Genomic DNA, 16,855 nt, shown 5'->3' with positions numbered 1-16,855 from the left:
AGCGCGCCCGCCGCCACGGCGGCGATCACCACCGACTTGACCGGCTCGTCGCGTACGTAGCGCATGCTGCGCTCGCCCGCATAGGCGGCGCGATCACGCAGCTGCAGCGAGCCCTCACGCAGCGTGTCGTAGCCGCGGTGCGCCAGGCTTTCGGCTTCCGATGCCAAGCGCCGCGCACCGGGCAGCACGCGGTCGCGGGCGCTCTCGAGCGCACGGCCGGCGTCGTCGGCGACGCGATGCAGCCCGTTGCGGGCGGTTTCTCCGTAGGTGGAATAGGGACTGTTCATTGCACTTCCTTGGGTGGTGGGGGGAGGGAGCGGACACGGTTGCGTTCATCGCTTGCGTTTGATCAGGCCGAACAGAAAGCTTACGACGGCCAACGCGACGAACACAAAGAACAGCAGCTTGGCAATACCGGCGGCGCTCGCGGCGATTCCGCCAAAGCCGAACACCGCTGCGATCAGCGCGATGACAAAGAAAACAACGGCGTAATGCAGCATCCCGAGCTCCTGTTCCAAGTCGTGTGAAGAACTCTAGGCGTGCGGTGGCGATGGGCCCATGGGAGCAGTTCGCCGGGGGCTGTCGTCCGGCGCTGCGTGGAGATGTAGGACGGGGCCGACAGGGGCGCTGCATGGTTTGGCGAGGCCGCAGCCCTCAACCCGGCTCTCTCCCAGAGGCGGAGGGAATAACGTTTCAGGGTGCGGCCGCGCAATGAAAAAAGCCGGATGTGCGACGGCTACCTGGCTGTCATCGTGGTGCGCTGACCGGCAAGGAAGATGCGCTCAGTTCCGCTGCCCGGAGATGTAGTGCTCGAGTTGTTCGATGACGAACTTCTGCTCCGAGATGATGTGCTTGACCAGGTCGCCGATCGAGATCAGGCCGATCAGCTTGCCGTCCATCATCACCGGCAGGTGGCGCACCCGGTTCTCGGTCATCAGCGCCATGCATTCTTCGCAGGTCTGGTCGGGGCGCACGTACATCACCGCGGTGGTCATGATGTCGCGCAACGGGGTGTCCTTCGACGAGCGGGCCAGCAGCGCGATCTTGCGAGCGTAGTCGCGCTCGGTAACGATGCCGACGATCTGGTCGTTGTCCGTCACCAGCAGCGCGCCGATGTTCTTCAGCGCCATCAGTTGCACCGCCTCGAAGACCGAGGCATCGGGCCGGATGGAGTGGACGGCCGAATCGGCCTTCGACCTGAGGATGTTCGCGATGGTATTCATGACCGTCTCTTCCGCAACGTGGCCCTAGAAACTTGCCGAGCTGACCGCCCGGCTGCATCACGATGATCTCTTGTCACAACGGCTTGATCAAGCCGTTGCGCGAACGCAGAGAACATGACGTTGAAGCTGAGACACCGGGAGGCGTGTGGAAGTCGTTCTACTCCTCGTAGAAGCGGGATCGACCGTCGTCGCGTCGCGGCCGGGCCGCTTTGGTGCCATGGTCGCGGGGGCTGCGGTCCCCGTGCCATTGGATCAGCGGCAGGCGCCCGCATCGAGCAGCGGCTGAAGCGCCGGGGCCAACGACTTCAGCAGTTGCGCCGATAACGCGCTGGTGAACCGGTAATGCGCCGCGTCGGGCTCGTGCACGTAGGCCATGACGGTACCGAAGTAGCGATCGCCGATCAGAAAGGCGAACGTTGCCGAGCGGTTGACGACGCGCGACGAGATCAGCCGCCCGCCGCGGCCATGCACGTCGAATCGGTGGTCGCCGGTGCCGGTCTTTCCGCCAACCTCGACCGCTGTGCCGTCGCTGCGCACAAACGCGCCCTTGAGGCGCCGCGCGCTGCCGTCCGTGACGACGCCGATCAGCGCGCCGTGCACGATCTCGGCCACTGCGACGTCGAGCACGCGCTCGGCCCCGGGCGGCTGGTAGTCGAGCCGCGTCTCGTAGGGGGTACCGCGCGCGAACACCAGCGACTCGATGCGCGCCACCGGCAGGCGCAGGCCACGGTTGACGATGATGCCCATCAGCTCGGCCAGCGCCGCCGGGCGGTCGCCCGAGGCGCCGATCGACGTCGCATACGACGGTGTCAGCGACTCGAACGGATAACCGAGCCGGCGCCAGCGACGCTGGATGTCGGCGAAGGCCTCGATCTCGAGCAGGCTGCGGATGCGCACGTCCTGCGCGCTTTTATGGCGGGTATTGAACAGCCAGCCATAAACCGCCTGCCGCTGCTCGCCGCTGGCGGCGAACACCTCGCTCAGCTTGGCCTGCGGATCGCGGCGCAGAAAACCGGCCAGCCACAGCTCCAGCGGATGCCTCCCGGCCAGGTAGCCCCGATCGGCCAGCGACAGCCGGCCGCCGCCGTACCTGTCGTGCAGCGCCTGCAAGGCCGACTGCGAGAGCTTCGCGCCGGGCATGTGTCGCTTGATGAACGCCGCCATCCCCTCGGCGCCGGTGGCAGGTTCGAGTTCGCCGAAGAGGCTCGCCAGCCGCACCGGCGTCGCGTGCCGGCCCTGCAGCAGCAGGGCCTCGGCCTCGTCGCGCGAGCGGCCCTGGTATTGCCGGTAGAAACGCTCGAGAAACTCGCGCCCCTCTTTATCGGCAAAGCGCGCCAGCATTTCCTGCCGCGCCGGATCGCCGGCCGCGGCGCGCAGCGTGGCTGCCGAGCCGGGATTGCCGACCATCAGGTGCTGCACCACGTCGCGCATCAGCCGGATGAAGACCAGGTTGACCGAGCGCGTCAGCGCCTCGCGCACGCTCAGCACGCGGGCGTTGTCCTCCGGCTCGAAGTTCTCGAACCGGTGCAGCCCGCCGCCGGTGAAGAAGGCCTCGGCGGGGCTGGCCGAATAGCGGCGCTCCATCGCCGCTGCGAGCATCGCCGGCAAGCCGCGGTCTTCGGCGCGCGACAGGTATTGCCGCGCCCAAAGGCCGAGCGCGTCCCGCGCGTCGACCGGCAGCGCGGCGAGCTGCGCGCCTTCGATGCCGCTCCAGCGCGCGTGCAGTTCGCCGACCAGTTCGAGGTAGGTCAGCAGCGTGCGCAGCTTTGCGGTCGAGCCGAGGTCCAGGCGGGCGCCTTCGTTGATGTCGAACGGCTGGTCGAGGTTGTCGGTCTGCACGCGCAGCCGGTTGGCGTGCTCGCCGCGCTCGAACAGCGTGAAGCTGAACACCAGCGGGCCCGGGTCGTCGCCTTCGTTCAACAGCCGAAATCCGAACAGCCCGGCCGCCTTCGCACCGGAGCGGTCGCCCAGGCTGCGCAGCAGCGTCGTCGCCGCGCGCTGCACCTCGCCGTCGAGGCTGCTGGTTGCTTCGAGGTCGAGCCGGTCGAGGTCGTACGCACGCGGTACCTCGAGCAGGCCCGACAGCCGCGTGCGCAACGCGGTAGTCGCCTTGCGTTCGCTGAAGGTAACGCTGCGCGGCGCCGTCGGCTGCCGCTGGAGCTGCAGCGCCAGCGGCAGCGCCGCATCGCGCAACGCGGCGGGGATCACGCCGGCCTCGGCCATCACGCGCAGGTAGCTCTCGGTCAGTCCGGCCAGGCTCTTCGACGCGTTCTCGCCGCCGCCGAGAAAAAACGACGGCCGGCGCAGCGCGATGAGCAGCGACAGCACCTGCTTGAAGGCGAGCGCCCGACGCGGCAGCAGTTCAACCGGCTGCGGCGCGCCGTCGCCGTTGTCGGCCAGCAGTTGGTTGACCTCGCCGAAGTCGCGCCCGTACCAGGCCCACAGCCCATCGCCCAGGCCGTTGACCTCGCCGAAGCCGGCGCGCGCCGCCAGCGGCGCGCTGTCGAGGTAATCGGCGACGATCTGGCGCCGCCGCGGCAGCGTCTCTTCGCCGTCGAGGTAGGCGCGCAGCGAGGCCGAGGCCACCTGGCGCAGCTTTTCCCGGATCGAGTCGGTGCGGCCTTCGGGCGAATGGCGGTACTTCTCGATCTGCGTCGCCAGTGTGCTGCCGCCAGAGGTCGGGTGGCTCTGATCGACCCGACGCAGCGCTTGGTCGACGACGGCGCGCGCCAGCCGACTCCAGTCGATCGCCGGGTTGAGTCGCGGGCGCTGCGCATCGAGCAGCTCGCGGTTCTCCATGAACAGTAGAGCGTCGACGACCATCGGCGGGATTGCTTCGAAACGCCCATACACCCGCGTTGGAAAGCGCGCGGCAAAGAGCGGCTCGCCGCGGCAGTCGAACAGTTCGAGCCCGGCCTGGGTCTTCTCGCGATAGGGGGTGAAGAGGCCGCGCTCGCTGAGCTCGACCAGCTGCGGCGACATGCGCGCCTGCGCGCTGACGCGGTAGTCCTGCGCCGTGAGCCGCTCGACGAAGCGCGGCAGCGGGTGGTAGCCGAGCCGCTGGTCGTAGGGGCCGGCGCCGGGAAAGTGAATCTGAATCGGATCGCTCGCCCCCGCTTGCACCTCGAAGCGCAGTTCGTTCGCGAGCCGGGCAAGCCGGGTCGCCTGGTGGCGCGAGGTCTGAATCTCGTCGGCGGCGGTCCGGACCGCCGCGACGCCCGCGACGAGCAGCGCCGCGGCGAGCAGCGCAACACCGACCCTCCTCCACGAGAACACTGATGCCAGCGCGACCAACGGTGATCCACGAAGGATGAGATGTCCTCACGATAGCGCAAGCCAAGGGGACGGGGTAGCGACCGGCATCAAGCGCACTGTCGATGTCGGATCAGCGGGCTGAGACGCCTCACTCTCGGCAGCGACGCGGAGCTTGTGTTGCGCGAGAGTCCGGTGCCCGTGCTTCTGGTGCGTGGGCAGGAGACCGGCGAAGCGGCCTGAGTGAGGCGGCAGACTGCGTATTTCGCGTCGCTCAAGCCGTCTGCGAGCCGGTCGCGTCATCCGGCGACGCAGCCGTTCCAATGACCTTGCCTGCCACCGCCCCAACCGCGGCCGCCGCACGCACCGGCAACCATGCCGAGACGCGGCTTCCCTGGCCCGGCTGCGATTGCACCTGCATGCGACCGCCTTCGGCCTGGACGCGGTAGCGCATGCCCACCAGGCCGTGGGCATTGCTGCGCACCGCCTGGGGGTCAAAACCGGCGCCGTCGTCGTGCACGCTCACGTCGATGCCACCATCCACCGCGCGCAGCAGCACGTCGACCCGCTTGGCCTGGGCGTGCCTGGCGATGTTGGTGAGCGCCTCCTGCACGAAGCGGTAGACCGTGAGGTCGGCACTTTCGCCGAGCGGGACGGCCTGCAGTTCGGTGTGCATCGCCAGGCCCGAGCGCTGGCCGAACTCGCGCGTGAGGATCTCCAGCGAGGCGACCAGCCCGAGGTGGCCGAGTGCGGACGGGCGCAGGTCTTCGATGATGCGGCGCTTGAGCGCGATGCCGTTGTTGAGCACTTCGCTGAGGTGGTCGAGCCGCTCGATGACCTCGGGCGCGCGATCCGGCAGGCGTGACTTCAGGCGCGCCACGTCGAGCTTGGCCGAGGTGAGCAGGGCACCGAGTTCGTCATGCAACTCGCGCGCCAAATGGCTGCGCTCGGTTTCCTGCATGGTCTGCAGATGCTGCATCAGCTCGGTGAGCTGCGCGGTGCGCCGCTGCACCTGGCCGTCGAGCGCGTCGCGCTCGGCCTGCAGCGCCAAGCGCTTGCGCTCGCGTTCAGCCACCAGTTCGCGGGCTTGGCGCAGGTAGAGGTAGAACGCCAGCACGCTGAGCACGGTCATCGAGCCCACGCCCAGGCGGCTGATCAGCAGCGTCCGGGTGACCTGGGCCTGGTGGGCCTGCAGTCGCTCGCTTTCGACTCGACCGAGCCGCTCGGCGGCAGCGCGGATGGTCTCTTGCGCCTCGCGTCCGATGTCGGTTTCGAGCAGCGCCTGCCAGGCTTCGTCGCGCCCCTCGCGGCGCATCTTCAGGGAGAGGTCGAGTTCGGAGATTTTCTTCTCCATCGCACGCGCCAGCGTCTCGAAATCCTCGAGCTGCCCGGGCTGCGTGCGGTAGTACGACGTCAAGCGCCCGAGCACGCTGCCGATCTGCCCGGTGGCCGCGGCATAGGGTTCGAGGTAGTTCGCCTTGCCGGTGAGCAGGTAGCCGCGTTGGCCGCTCTCGGCGTCGACCATGAGGCGCAGCAGCCGAGATATGTCCAGGCGCACCTGGAAGGCGTGCGTGGTGTCCTGCAGCGCCGCCATCGAGCGGTTGTAGGCCAGCTCGCTGACCAAGAGCAGCGCGAGCGCCGTCAACAGCGCCAGCGGAAAACTCAGCGCTGCCGTGCGCCGACGCAAGGCCTGCGTCATGGCTGCTGCGCCCTAGAATCGATTGCAGTCTCCTGTCACAGCGAGCCCAAGTCCATGTCCATTCGAGTTGCCATCGTCGATGACCACGCCATCGTGCGCGCCGGCTTGCGCCAGTATCTCGCCGAAGAGATGGACCTGCAGGTGGTCGGCGAGGCGGCCAACGGCCGCGAGGCGCTCGACCTCGTGCGTGCCGGTGGCATCGACGTGCTGATCCTCGACGTTTCCATGCCCGACCAGAACGGCGTGGACGTGCTGCTCGGCGTCAAGGCGCGCGCGCCGGAACTGCCGGTGCTCATCTTGAGCAGCTACCCCGAGACGCACTACGCCACGGCCATGCTCAAGCAAGGCGCGAGCGGCTACCTCAACAAGGACTGCGAGCCCAGCGAAATACTGGCGGCGGTGCGCATGCTCGCGCTCGGGCGGCGCTACATCTCGGCTGGCGTGGCCGAGCTGCTGGCCGAGCAGCACAGCAGTGGCAAGGGCGACGGACCGCTTCACGAGCAACTCTCCGAGCGCGAACTGCAAGTGTTCCTCCGACTGGCGCAGGGCGAAACGATCGGTGCCATCGCCGAAAGCTTGTCCTTGAGCGTCAAGACGGTCAGCACCTATCGCACGCGGGTGATGGAGAAGATGCGGCTGGAATCGAACAGCGACCTCACCTACTACGCGCTCAAGAACGGGCTGATCCAGTAGCGCTGCATGCACGTGGCGCTCAGGCGTCCAAGGTCGAGCCACCATTCAGTCGCGCGCAGTAGGCGATCAGCGCGTCGATCTCGTTGGACTTGTCGAACACCGCGTCGGCACCCAGTTCCAGGCACTTGACGCGCATGTCGGGCGTGGCGTAGTTGCTCAGCACTGCCAGCTTGCGGTGCGGTGGCCTGTGCTGGCAGGCCTTGATGACCCCCAGGCCCGAACCCTGGTTCAAGAAGATGTCGACGATCAGCAGATCCCACTCGTCGGGGTGGGCGTCCAGCCATGCCGAAGCGGCTGCCTCGCCGTCGGCCCAGCCCACCACCGAGATGGGCAAGAGCTCTTCCAGCGTGTCGACCAGGTTGGCGCGGATGACGGGGCTGTCTTCGACGAGGAAGGCGCGGTGGGCAGGCATGGTGTCTGGGGAAATTCGTCTCCGAATGTTAGGCAATGCGGCAGCGCACGCAAATCAGCGCAGTCCCCAGTCGCCTGTAGGCCGCCGCCTACACCACCCAGGTCGAACGCCAGGCTGCGATGGCGTCGGCCAGCCAGTCATCGCGCGTCGCGGCCGGCAGTTCAGGCAGGCCAAGGGCGGTGCCGGCCTCGCGGAGTGCGTGCAGCGGGGCGTCGGTCGCCAGCGGCGGCGCGCCGTGCTGCTTGCTGAGTTTGGCGCCGTCGGCGGTGCGCAGCAGCGGCGTGTGCAGATAGCGTGGGTGAGGCAAGGCCAGCGCCGCTTGCAGTAGCAGCTGGCGCGGCGTGTTGTCGGCCAGATCCTCGCCGCGCACGATGTCGGTGACGCCTTGTTCGGCGTCGTCCACCACCACCGCGAGCTGGTAGGCCCACAGGCCGTCGGCGCGCCGCAGCACGAAGTCGCCGACCGCCAGGTCGACCTGCTGGCCTTGCGCGCCCAGGCGCCGATCGACCCAGGCGACGCGTGAGCCGGTGCCGGCGTCCACGCGCAGCCGCCAGGCGCGCGGCGTGCGGCCGCGCAGGCCGCCGTTCTCGGGGCGGCAGGTGCCGGGGTAGACCCGTTCGCCGTGGTGCGTGGCGGGCCGGCCGAGCGCGGTGTTGGCGGCCACGATGTCCTGGCGGCTGCAGGCGCAGGGGTAGGCACGACCGGCGGCCACGAGCCGGGCGAGCGCGGCCTCGTAGCGCGCCGAGCGTGCGCTCTGCCACAGCGGCGGCGCATTCGGCGCGAGACCGAGCGCGTCGAGCTGGCGCAGGATTTGATGGTCGGCGCCGGCCACGCAGCGCGGCGCGTCGACGTCTTCGATGCGCACCAGCCAGCGTCCGCCGTGGGCGCGCGCGTCGAGCCAACTCGCCAGCGCCGCCACCAGCGAGCCGGCATGCAGCGCGCCGGTGGGCGAAGGCGCGAAGCGTCCGACATAGCGGCCTGCACGGGTGTCGTCGGGCGCGTCGGCAAGCGATGGGGCCGTACGAGGCGCGGCGATATTCACCGGCGCGATGGTAGCCAGCGCCGCGATCCCGACGGCGCTTGCCGCCCGGGAGTCCGCGATGCAGTCCGTTCGCGCCAAAGCGCCTGGCATTGCTCCCTGTCCCGTTGAAGAGGGTTGGGGTGAGGGCAGGCCGGTCCGACCAAGCCGTGCGCGACCTGCAGGCAGCGGCATGCGACCGGGTGTGCGCCGGCGCCTGAGACCCGCCGACTAGCGCTCCAACTCGTCGTACTGCTCGAGCAGCGCGCGCCGCGTGGTCTTGCTGCGCAGTTGCGTGAGCCACCACTGCAACGCCAGCCCCGGCGGCGCGTTGCGCGGCGCGTGCCAGGCATAGCGCAGCAGGTTGCGGCGCGCCGGCAGGGTGGTGCGCAAGAGGCGCAGCCGGCCGGCCTCGGCATGCGGGCGCAGCAGCGGCCTGGGCAGCGAGCCGCAGCCCAGGCCGCGCAGCATCGCTTCGAGCTTGGCCGCCACCGACGACACCGTCAGCACGTCTTGCCCGGGCTGCACGCCCACCGTGACGGGTGCCAGGCTGCGTGCGCTGTCGGCAATGGCGACCACGCGGTGCGCCGCGATCGTCGCGGCCGACAGCGGCTCCACAGCGCTGGCCAGTGGATGGTGCGGTGCCACCGCGAACACCATCTCGATCTCGCCGAGCGGCTCGCAGGCGATGTCGTTGCCCTGCGTCGGGTCGATCGCGGTGCCGATGGCCAGGTCGGCCGCGCCGGTCGCGAGTGCTTCCCAGGTGCCCGACAGCACTTCGCTGCGCAGGCACAGGCGCGTGGGCGGCGCACTCTCGGGCGCGTCGCGGGTCGCGACGCGCAGTGCGTAGAAGGCCTCGATCAGCTCGAACACCGCGCGCGGCGCCACGATGGTGTCGACGGCCACGGTCAGCTCGGTCTCCCAGCCGGTGGCGATGCGCTTGACGCGGTTGGCCACGGCGTCCATTTGCAGCAAGAGGCGCCGGCCCTCGTGCAGCAGTTCCTTGCCGGCGGCGGTGAGCCGGGCCTGGCGCGAGCTGCGGTCGAACAGCAGCACGTCGAGTGCGTCTTCGAGTTGACGCACGCTGTAGGTCAGTGCCGAGGGCACCTTGCCGAGTTCGCGCGCCGCGGCCGCGAAGCTGCCGGTGCGCGCGATCAGGTCGACCATCGTCAGCGCCTCGGGTGTGAGGGCATTCCTGCGCTTGCTCATGGACTCGGGGACTCGGGCTCTGCGTTCAAGGCCTTTGAATGATGCCATCACAGCCCGGCGCCTGATGGCTCGCACACCCGCATCTACATTGGCTGCATTGCATTGAATGCAGCGACGCGCAGTGCGCCGCGCCCGACAGGAACCCCACCATGATCACCCTGCGCCGATCCGCCGAACGGGGGCACGCCGACCACGGCTGGCTCGACAGCTTTCACAGCTTCTCGTTCGCGGACTACCACGACCCTGAGCACATGGGCTTTGGCAATCTGCGCGTCATCAACGAAGACCGCGTTGCGCCCGGCAGTGGCTTTGGCACGCACGGCCACCGCGACATGGAAATCATCAGCTACGTGCTCGACGGTGCGCTCGGCCATGAGGACAGCATCGGCAACGGCGCGGTCATCCAGCCCGGCGATGTGCAGCGCATGAGCGCGGGCAGCGGCATCCGCCACAGCGAGTTCAACCACGCGGCCGACAAGACGACGCACTTCCTGCAGATCTGGATCGAGCCCACGGTGCTCGGCATCGCGCCGGGCTACGAGCAAAAGAGCGTCAGCGCCGAGCGCAAGCGCGGCGTGCTCGCGCGGGTGGCCGCACCCGCGAGCCATGCCGAGGCCAACGAAGGCGTCGTCACGCTCAACGCCGACGCTTCGATGTACGTGGGCCTCATCAATGGTGCCGAGCGCGCCGAGCTGGCCCTGGACCCGCGTCGACTGGCCTATGTGCATGTGGCGCGCGGTGCCCTCAGCGTGAACGACCAGCCGCTGCAGGCCGGCGACGCCGCCAAGCTCGACGGCGAAAGCCGCCTCGTGCTGGCGCACGGGCAGGATGCCGAGGTGATCGTGTTCGACCTGGCGCGCTGAACAAGGCGCGCCGCTTGCTGCCGATTTAAAGCGCTTCATCAACCCTGAAAGCTAAGCCCTCATGCCCAACATCGCGATCGTCTTCCACAGCGGCTACGGCCACACCCAACGCATGGCCGAGGCCGTGGCCAAGGGCGCGCAGGGCGAGCTGCTCACCATCGACGCCGAGGGCAATCTGCCCGAGGGCGGCTGGGAGAAGCTGGCCGCGGCCGACACCATCATCATGGGCTCGCCCACCTACATGGGCAGCGTGAGCTGGCAGTTCAAGAAGTTTGCCGACGCCACCAGCAAACCCTGGTTCGGCCAGGCCTGGAAAGACAAGCTGTTCGCCGGCTTCACCAACAGCGGGTCGATGAACGGCGACAAACACTCGACCCTGCACTACTTCATGACGCTGGCGATGCAGCACGGCGGCCTCTGGGTCGGCAGCGGCGGCATGCCGAGCAACAGCAAGGCGGCGCAGCGCAACGACATCAACTACCTGGGCAGTTATGCCGGCGCCATCGCGCAGAGCCCCTCGGACGCCAGCGTTGACGAGATGCTGCCGGGCGACCTGGAGACGGCCCGACAATTCGGCGCACGCGTCGCGGCGGTCGCGGCGCGCGTCGCACAACGATAGGGAGCGGACATGGCGGCCTTGCGCGTGCTGGTGATCCCGGGCAGCGCACGCGCCGGGTCCTACAACCTGAAGCTCGCCAACGCGGCCGCAGCAGTGCTGCGCGAGCAGGGCGCCGAGGCCACCGTCACCGACCTTCGCGCGCTCGCCCTGCCGATCTACGACGGCGACCTCGAGGCCGGCACGGGTGTGCCCGAGGGTGCGAAGACGCTGGTGCGCGAGCTGGCGGCACACGATGCGGTGCTGGTGGTCTCGCCCGAGTACAACGCCTTCCCGCCGCCGTTGCTGATGAACGCGATCGACTGGGCCTCGCGCCTGCCCGAGCACAAGGCGGCGATGGGCGGCAAGCCGACCGCACTGCTCAGCGCGTCGCCCGGTGCCTTGGGCGGCCTGCGCAGCCTGCTGAGCCTGCGCCAGTTCCTTGCGCTCAACCCCGGCATGCTGGTGCTGCCGCAACAACTGACCGTGGCGCGTGCGGCCGAGGCGTTTGGCGCGGACGGCGCGTTGGCCGACCCCAAGCAGCAGGCCGCGTTGCAGGCCGTGCTGGTGGCGCTGCTGCAGACGGCCAAGGCGCTGCGCGCGTCGTCGCCGTCTTCGTGACGCTTCATACGGATTCGCTTTCAATCGAATATGACCTGTAGTGCGCAGATGGCGCGTTCCTGAGCGCGGCTGGTGTCGGGTCATCCGGGGCATCCGGGAGGTTTGGGAGCTTCGGGAGGTTCGCGCGACGCGGCAGGCGGTGTCCGGCGAGGGCTCACACCTCGATGAAGCGCTGCCGCCTGCCCGGACGCGCCTTTGCCCCCCACCGACCTCTGACCAGTACATTGCACGCCCGATATCCAACTAGCATCGCCGCATGCAGACCTTCGTGACCATGCTCGCCCTGCTGCCCTGGACGGACTGGGCAGCGCTCGTGTGGTTCTTCGCCGCCTGGGCGGGTTATGCGCGATTCGCCAAGCGGCGCTCGCTGGTGCAGCCCTCGGTGCTGGCGGCCAGCAACCGCATCCGCCGCCAGTGGATGCTGGCTACCACGCGGCGCGAGGTGCGCGTGATCGACGGCGTGGTGGTGCAGAACCTGTCGGTGAGCCCGAGCTTCTTTGCCTCCACCACCATCCTCATCATCGGCGGCTTGTTGGCCGTGCTGGGTGCCGGCGACAAGGCGACCGACCTGGCGCGCGAGTTGCCATTCGCGGCGCGCACCACGGGGCTGGTGTTCGACTTGAAGCTGCTGCTGCTCACGGCGGTGTTCGTCTACAGCTTCTTTCGCTTTACCTGGAGCCTGCGTCAATACACCTTCGGCGCGCTGCTGGTGGCGGCGGCCCCCGAGGCGAGCGAGTTCGCGGCCGAGGGCGGGCCTTCGCGCGAAGCCTTTGCGGACCGTGCGGGCCGGGTGGTGGGACTGGCCGCCGAGGCCTTCAACGATGGCTTGCGCGGCTACTACATGGCGTTCGCGGCGATCGGCTGGTTTGTCTCGCCGCCGGTCTTCATGCTTGCGACGGCGGGGGTGGTTTACATCCTGTACCGGCGCGAGTTCCGCTCGGAAGTGCTGGAGGCGTTGAGGGGGTTTTAAGGGGGTCGGGGTGAGGGCCAGCCCGCTGCTGCCGCTTACTTCAGGCCGCCTGACAAGAACTGCCGCAGCCTTTCGCTGTTCGGCCGTACCAGCACCTCGCGCGGCGGGCCTTCTTCCTCGACCACGCCCTGGTGCAGGAATATGCAGTGGTTGGACACCTCGCGCGCAAACGCCATCTCGTGCGTCACCACGATCATGGTGCGGCCCTCGGCGGCCAGGTCGCGCATGACCCTCAGCACCTCGCCGACCAGCTCGGGGTCGAGCGCCGAAGTGGGCTCGTCGAACAGCATCACCTCGGGCTCCATCGCGAGGGCGCGCGCGATCGCCACGCGCTGCTGCTCGCCGCCCGAGAGATGCGCCGGGAACATCGCCGCGCGGTGCGCCACGCCCACACGCTCCAGCAGGGCCATGGCCCGCTCGCGCGCTTGCGCGCGGGACAAGCGCAGCACCTGCATCGGTGCCTCGCACACGTTGTCGAGCGCGCTCATGTGCTGCCACAGGTTGAAGGACTGGAACACCATCGCCAGGCGCGCGCGCCAGCGCTGCAGCTGGCGCGCATCGGTGGCGCGCAGGCTGCCGTCGCGGTCGGGCGTGAGGGCCAGGGTTTCGCCGGAGAGCCGCAAGGTCGCGCGGTCGGGTTGCTCCAGCAGGTTAAGGCAGCGCAGCAAGGTGCTCTTGCCCGAGCCGCTGGCGCCCACCAAGGTGATCACGTCGCCGGCATGGGCGCGCAGCGACACGCCCTTGAGCACCTCGTGCGTGCCGAAGCGTTTGTGCAGGTCCAGCGCTTCGAGCTTGATCGGGGTCGTCATGGGGCGTCGCTCGATCGTGCTCGGCTCAGTCGCTCAGCAGCTTGCCGCTGCGCCGGGCCTCGCGGCCCGCCACCTTGGCCAGGCTCATGCCGGCGCTCGCGAAGCGGTGCGTCAGGCGGGCGTAGAACAGGCCCTCGGTGGGACTCGTGAGCACGGTCACGTCGCCGGAGACGGGATCGACCAGCTCGGCCAGCGGCTCGCCCTCGCTCACCCACGCGCCCGGATGGCGCAACCACACGACCACGCCGCTCGACGGCGCGACGAGCGGCAGCGAGCCGGCCAGTGGCATGGCTTCGCGCACGAGCGGCGGCAGGCTCGTCGCGTCGCCGCGCACGATGCCGCGATGCGCCAGGTAGGCCAGCAGCGCACGTGCGTCGGCGTCGGCCTGCGGGTGGGCGATGTCGGCGTTGCCGCGCAGCTCGACGGTCGCCGCCACGCAGGCCGCCGGCACCGGTCGCTCGGGGCCGGCGCGCTCGGCCAGGCGCCACCAGATTTGCGAGCAGGACTCGTCGAACGGGTCGTCGCCGGATTCGTCGCACAGCAGGCTGACTTCGGCGCCCAGGCAGCGCGCCAGCGGTTCGACCTCGCTCCACAGGGCCGGCGCGGTGTAGAGATGCATCACCGCCTCGGTGTCGCAGTGCAGGTCGAGCACGGTGTCGGCGTCAGAGGCGAGCGCGAGCAAGGTGCGGCGCAGCGATGCCAGCTCGGTGGCGACCGGCAACTCGGCTATTGCCGCGCGCAAGGCTGCGCGAATGAGCGCGACGTTGCCGGCGGCGTCGGCGCCCAGCGTGTGCTGCACGCGCTGCCAGACGGCGTCGGTGAGGGCGGGGTAGTGGCGGTTGAAGTTGGCGCCGCTGGCCAGGTCGAAGCGGCCCGCCGCGCCGTGCAGCAGCCACTGCGCCAGGCCGAGCGGGTTGGCCACCGGCACCACGACCACTTCGCCGAGCAGCGCACCCTCGGCTTCCAGCACCGCGAGCCGCTGGCGCAAGTGGTGTGCGACCAGCATGCCGGGCAGTTCGTCGGCGTGCAGCGAGGCCTGGATGTAGGCCTTGCCAACCCCCGCGCTCGGGCCATAGTGAAAGCTCGTGAGGCTGCGCGCGGTGCCGAGTGTGGCCTCGAGCAGGGGGTGGTCGCGTCGTTGCATGGGCATCGGCTTTCAGGTGCGCGGGCGCAGGTGCGCGAGCCAGCGCCGCTCGACGCCGTGCAACGCGCCGACCAGCGCCAGGGTCACGACGAGGTAGATCGCGCCGGCCGTGAGGAAGGCCTCGAAAGGCAGGTAGAAGCGCGCGTTGACTTCGCGTGCGGCGCCGGTGAGGTCGAGCAAGGTGACCACGCTCGCCAGCGACGTGGCATGCAGCATCAGCACCGCCTCGTTGCCATAGGCCGGCAGCGCGCGGCGCAGGGCCGAAGGCAGCAGGATGCGCCGCCACAGTTGCACTCTGGTGAGGCCCAGCGCGCGCGCCGCCTCGAGCTCGCCGTGCGGCGTGGCGCGCAGCGCGCCGGCAATGATCTCGGTGGTGTAGGCCGAGGTGTTGATGGCAAATGCCAGGCAGGCGCAGAACCAAGCCGACTGCAGCCACGGCCAGGCAAAGCTTTCGCGCACCGCCTCGAACTGCGCCAGGCCGTAATAGATGAGAAACAGCTGCACCAGCAGCGGCGTGCCGCGAATCACGTAGGTGAAGAGCCACACCGGCCCGTGGACCCAGCGCGAGGGCAGCACGCGCAGCACGGCCAGCGGCAAGGCGGCGGCCAGGCCGAGCACGAGCGAGATCGCCAGCAGCTGCAGCGTGACCACGAGCCCGCCGGCGTAGAGCGACGCGCTCTCGAAGATGGGCTCGAAGTTCACAGCGAGCCCGCGCGCACGCCGACCGATGCCTTGCGCTGCAAGGCCTTGAAGCCCAGCTCGCTGGCGCTGGTGATGGCCAGGTAGATGAGCGCGGCGGCCGCATAGAACACGAAGGGCTCGCGCGTCGCGCCGGCCGCCTGGGTGGCACGCAGCATCATGTCGTTCAGACCGATCACCGAGACGATGGCGGTGGACTTGACCAGCACCAGCCAGTTGTTCGAAAGCGCCGGCAGCGCATGGCGCAGCATCTGCGGCAGCTCGATGCGGCGCAGCGTTTGCGCGCGGGAAAGACCGCAGGCCAGCGCCGCCTCGCGCTGGCCTGCCGGCAGCGCGAGGAAGGCGCCGCGGAAGGTCTCGCTCAGGTAGGCGCCGAAGATGAAGCCGATGGTGAGCGTGCCGGCGATGAAGGGATCGACGTCGATGTAATCGGCATGGCCGAGCCGCTGCGCGAGCGCGTTGACGGCGAGCTGGCCGCCGAAGAACACCAGCAGCATCAGCACCAGGTCGGGCACGCCGCGGATGAGGGTGGTGTAGGCCAGTGAGAGCGCCTGCAAGGCACGCGAGCGCGACAGGCGCGCCGCGGCGAAGACCAGGCCGAGCAGGCAGGCCAGCGCCAGCGAGGCCAAGGCCAGCGCGAGGGTCAGCAAGCTGCCGTTGAGCAGGGCGGGGGCGTAGCCGTGGAGCATGGGTGAGGCTCAGCGTTCACGCGCGACCCTCACCCCAGCCCTCGCCCGCAAGCGGGCGAGGGCGTAAGAGTGAGGCGCAGCATGGTGCGTATTCGCTCCCTCCCCCAGCGGGGGAAGGAGCAAGCCGTGCGGGCGCGGCGGTCCGCTCGGGGAGGAGCGCCAGTTCCTGTGCGGGCCGGCACCTGCGCTCACGGCCCGCCATACACGTCGAAGTCGAAGTACTTGTCCTGCAGCTTCTTGTACGTGCCGTCGGCGCGGATCGCCTTGATGGCGGCGTTGAAGCTGGCCAGCAGATCGGTGTCGGCCTTGCGCATGGCGATGCCCGAGCCGTCGCCGAAGTAGGCGACGTCGTTGTAGCTCGGGCCGATGAAAGTAAACCCCTTGCCCTGGGGCGTCTTGAGGAAACCGACGTCGGCGGCCACGGTGTCTTGCAGGGTCACGTCGATGCGGCCGGCGGCGAGGTCGAGGTAGACCTCGTCTTGCTTGGTGTAGCGCACGATCTGCGCGGCCTTGAAGGTTTCGGTCACGAAGCGGTCGTGGATGGTGGAGCGCTGCACGCCGATCTTCTTGCCCTCCAGGCCCTTGGCCGAGATGGTGATCGCGCTGCCGTTCTTGACGATGAAGCGGGCCGGCGTGTTGTAGTACTTGTCGCTGAAGGCGACCTGCTTCTTGCGCTCTGCGGTGATCGCCATCGAGGCGATGATGGCGTCGAACTTGCGCGCCTGCAGCGCCGGGATCATGCCGTCGAAGTCTTGCTGCACCAGCGTGCATTGGACCTGCATGCTGGCGCACAGCGCCTGCGCAATGTCGATGTCAAAGCCCTTGAGCTGGCCCGAGGGCGTGACTTCGCTGAAGGGCGGGTAGGCGCCTTCGACGCCGATGCGCAGCTTCTTGGCGTCGGCGGCGAATGCAGCGGGCGGCAGCAGCGCAGCCAGCAGTGCGCCCAGCAGCAGGGCGGG

General features: G+C 69.2%; 17 protein-coding genes and 1 pseudogene. 5 read left to right on the top strand and 13 right to left on the bottom strand.

The annotated features are described in order from the left end of the window. From RMO12_RS08950 to RMO12_RS08925, 5 genes and pseudogenes are all read right to left on the bottom strand, one after another. Positions 1-287 (bottom strand): annotated as a pseudogene (locus tag RMO12_RS08950) (hypothetical protein); the annotation flags it as partial. Between the two features lie 45 nt (positions 288-332). Continuing rightward, positions 333-500: a DUF1328 domain-containing protein gene (locus tag RMO12_RS08945; protein WP_309639023.1), complete on the bottom strand. Its 168-nt coding sequence runs from the start codon at positions 498-500 to the stop codon at positions 333-335. Positions 501-782: 282 nt separating this feature from the next. Beyond that, complete coding sequence (locus tag RMO12_RS08940) at positions 783-1,223, bottom strand: CBS domain-containing protein (RefSeq protein ID WP_309639022.1); 441 nt, start codon at positions 1,221-1,223, stop codon at positions 783-785. Between the two features lie 252 nt (positions 1,224-1,475). Then, positions 1,476-4,517, bottom strand: coding sequence for a transglycosylase domain-containing protein (locus RMO12_RS08935; protein WP_309639021.1), 3,042 nt, complete (start codon positions 4,515-4,517; stop codon positions 1,476-1,478). A 232-nt stretch (positions 4,518-4,749) separates the two neighbouring features. After that, complete coding sequence (locus RMO12_RS08925) at positions 4,750-6,174, bottom strand: CHASE3 domain-containing protein (protein ID WP_309639020.1); 1,425 nt, start codon at positions 6,172-6,174, stop codon at positions 4,750-4,752. 54 nt (positions 6,175-6,228) lie between these two features. On the opposite strand from RMO12_RS08925, the gene RMO12_RS08920 reads away from it, so the two are divergent. Further along, the gene (locus tag RMO12_RS08920) at positions 6,229-6,867 is read left to right on the top strand and encodes a response regulator transcription factor (RefSeq protein ID WP_309639019.1); all 639 of its coding nucleotides are present in this window, start codon (positions 6,229-6,231) and stop codon (positions 6,865-6,867) included. Between the two features lie 19 nt (positions 6,868-6,886). Here the strand turns inward: RMO12_RS08920 and RMO12_RS08915 are convergent, their stop codons facing one another. The 3 genes from RMO12_RS08915 to RMO12_RS08905 all read right to left on the bottom strand — a co-directional run bounded on the left by RMO12_RS08915 (position 6,887) and on the right by RMO12_RS08905 (position 9,506). After that, positions 6,887-7,279, bottom strand: coding sequence for a response regulator (locus RMO12_RS08915; protein ID WP_309639018.1), 393 nt, complete (start codon positions 7,277-7,279; stop codon positions 6,887-6,889). Positions 7,280-7,367: 88 nt separating this feature from the next. Then, the gene (gluQRS, locus tag RMO12_RS08910; protein WP_405029648.1) at positions 7,368-8,321 is read right to left on the bottom strand and encodes a tRNA glutamyl-Q(34) synthetase GluQRS; all 954 of its coding nucleotides are present in this window, start codon (positions 8,319-8,321) and stop codon (positions 7,368-7,370) included. Between the two features lie 207 nt (positions 8,322-8,528). Beyond that, on the bottom strand, positions 8,529-9,506 hold the full coding sequence (locus tag RMO12_RS08905; protein ID WP_309639017.1) for a LysR substrate-binding domain-containing protein: 978 nt from the start codon (positions 9,504-9,506) through the stop codon (positions 8,529-8,531). 149 nt (positions 9,507-9,655) lie between these two features. Between RMO12_RS08905 and RMO12_RS08900 the strand changes: the two genes are divergently transcribed. The 4 genes from RMO12_RS08900 to RMO12_RS08885 all read left to right on the top strand — a co-directional run bounded on the left by RMO12_RS08900 (position 9,656) and on the right by RMO12_RS08885 (position 12,555). After that, positions 9,656-10,369 carry a pirin family protein gene (locus tag RMO12_RS08900; RefSeq protein ID WP_309639016.1) on the top strand — a complete coding sequence of 238 codons (714 nt, stop codon included), beginning with the start codon at positions 9,656-9,658 and terminating at the stop codon, positions 10,367-10,369. A gap of 61 nt (positions 10,370-10,430) precedes the next feature. Then, entirely contained in the window at positions 10,431-10,988 is a 558-nt protein-coding gene (locus RMO12_RS08895; RefSeq protein WP_309639015.1) for a flavodoxin family protein, read from the top strand. A gap of 9 nt (positions 10,989-10,997) precedes the next feature. After that, positions 10,998-11,585, top strand: a complete 588-nt coding sequence (locus RMO12_RS08890) for an NAD(P)H-dependent oxidoreductase (protein ID WP_309639014.1) — start codon at positions 10,998-11,000, stop codon at positions 11,583-11,585. Positions 11,586-11,841: 256 nt separating this feature from the next. After that, the gene (locus RMO12_RS08885) at positions 11,842-12,555 is read left to right on the top strand and encodes a DUF599 domain-containing protein (protein ID WP_309624571.1); all 714 of its coding nucleotides are present in this window, start codon (positions 11,842-11,844) and stop codon (positions 12,553-12,555) included. A gap of 35 nt (positions 12,556-12,590) precedes the next feature. Here the strand turns inward: RMO12_RS08885 and RMO12_RS08880 are convergent, their stop codons facing one another. The 5 genes from RMO12_RS08880 to RMO12_RS08860 form a co-directional block, all read right to left on the bottom strand. Beyond that, positions 12,591-13,364: an ATP-binding cassette domain-containing protein gene (locus RMO12_RS08880; protein ID WP_309639013.1), complete on the bottom strand. Its 774-nt coding sequence runs from the start codon at positions 13,362-13,364 to the stop codon at positions 12,591-12,593. Positions 13,365-13,389: 25 nt separating this feature from the next. Next, positions 13,390-14,508 carry a M14 family metallopeptidase gene (locus RMO12_RS08875; protein WP_309639012.1) on the bottom strand — a complete coding sequence of 373 codons (1,119 nt, stop codon included), beginning with the start codon at positions 14,506-14,508 and terminating at the stop codon, positions 13,390-13,392. Between the two features lie 12 nt (positions 14,509-14,520). Beyond that, entirely contained in the window at positions 14,521-15,210 is a 690-nt protein-coding gene (locus RMO12_RS08870; protein WP_309624361.1) for an ABC transporter permease, read from the bottom strand. Further along, a complete protein-coding gene (locus RMO12_RS08865; protein ID WP_309639011.1) occupies positions 15,207-15,896 on the bottom strand; it encodes an ABC transporter permease subunit in 690 nt (229 codons plus the stop codon). Before RMO12_RS08865 ends, RMO12_RS08870 begins: the two co-directional genes overlap by 4 nt. A 188-nt stretch (positions 15,897-16,084) precedes the next feature. Next, positions 16,085-16,849, bottom strand: coding sequence for an ABC transporter substrate-binding protein (locus RMO12_RS08860; RefSeq protein WP_405029649.1), 765 nt, complete (start codon positions 16,847-16,849; stop codon positions 16,085-16,087). Positions 16,850-16,855: the final 6 nt, after the last annotated feature.

This window comes from Methylibium sp., assembly GCF_031393925.1.
Lineage (GTDB): Bacteria > Pseudomonadota > Gammaproteobacteria > Burkholderiales > Burkholderiaceae_C > Methylibium.
The sequence above is the reverse complement of the archived record's forward strand: the minus strand, read 5'-3'. Positions and strand labels throughout refer to the sequence as shown.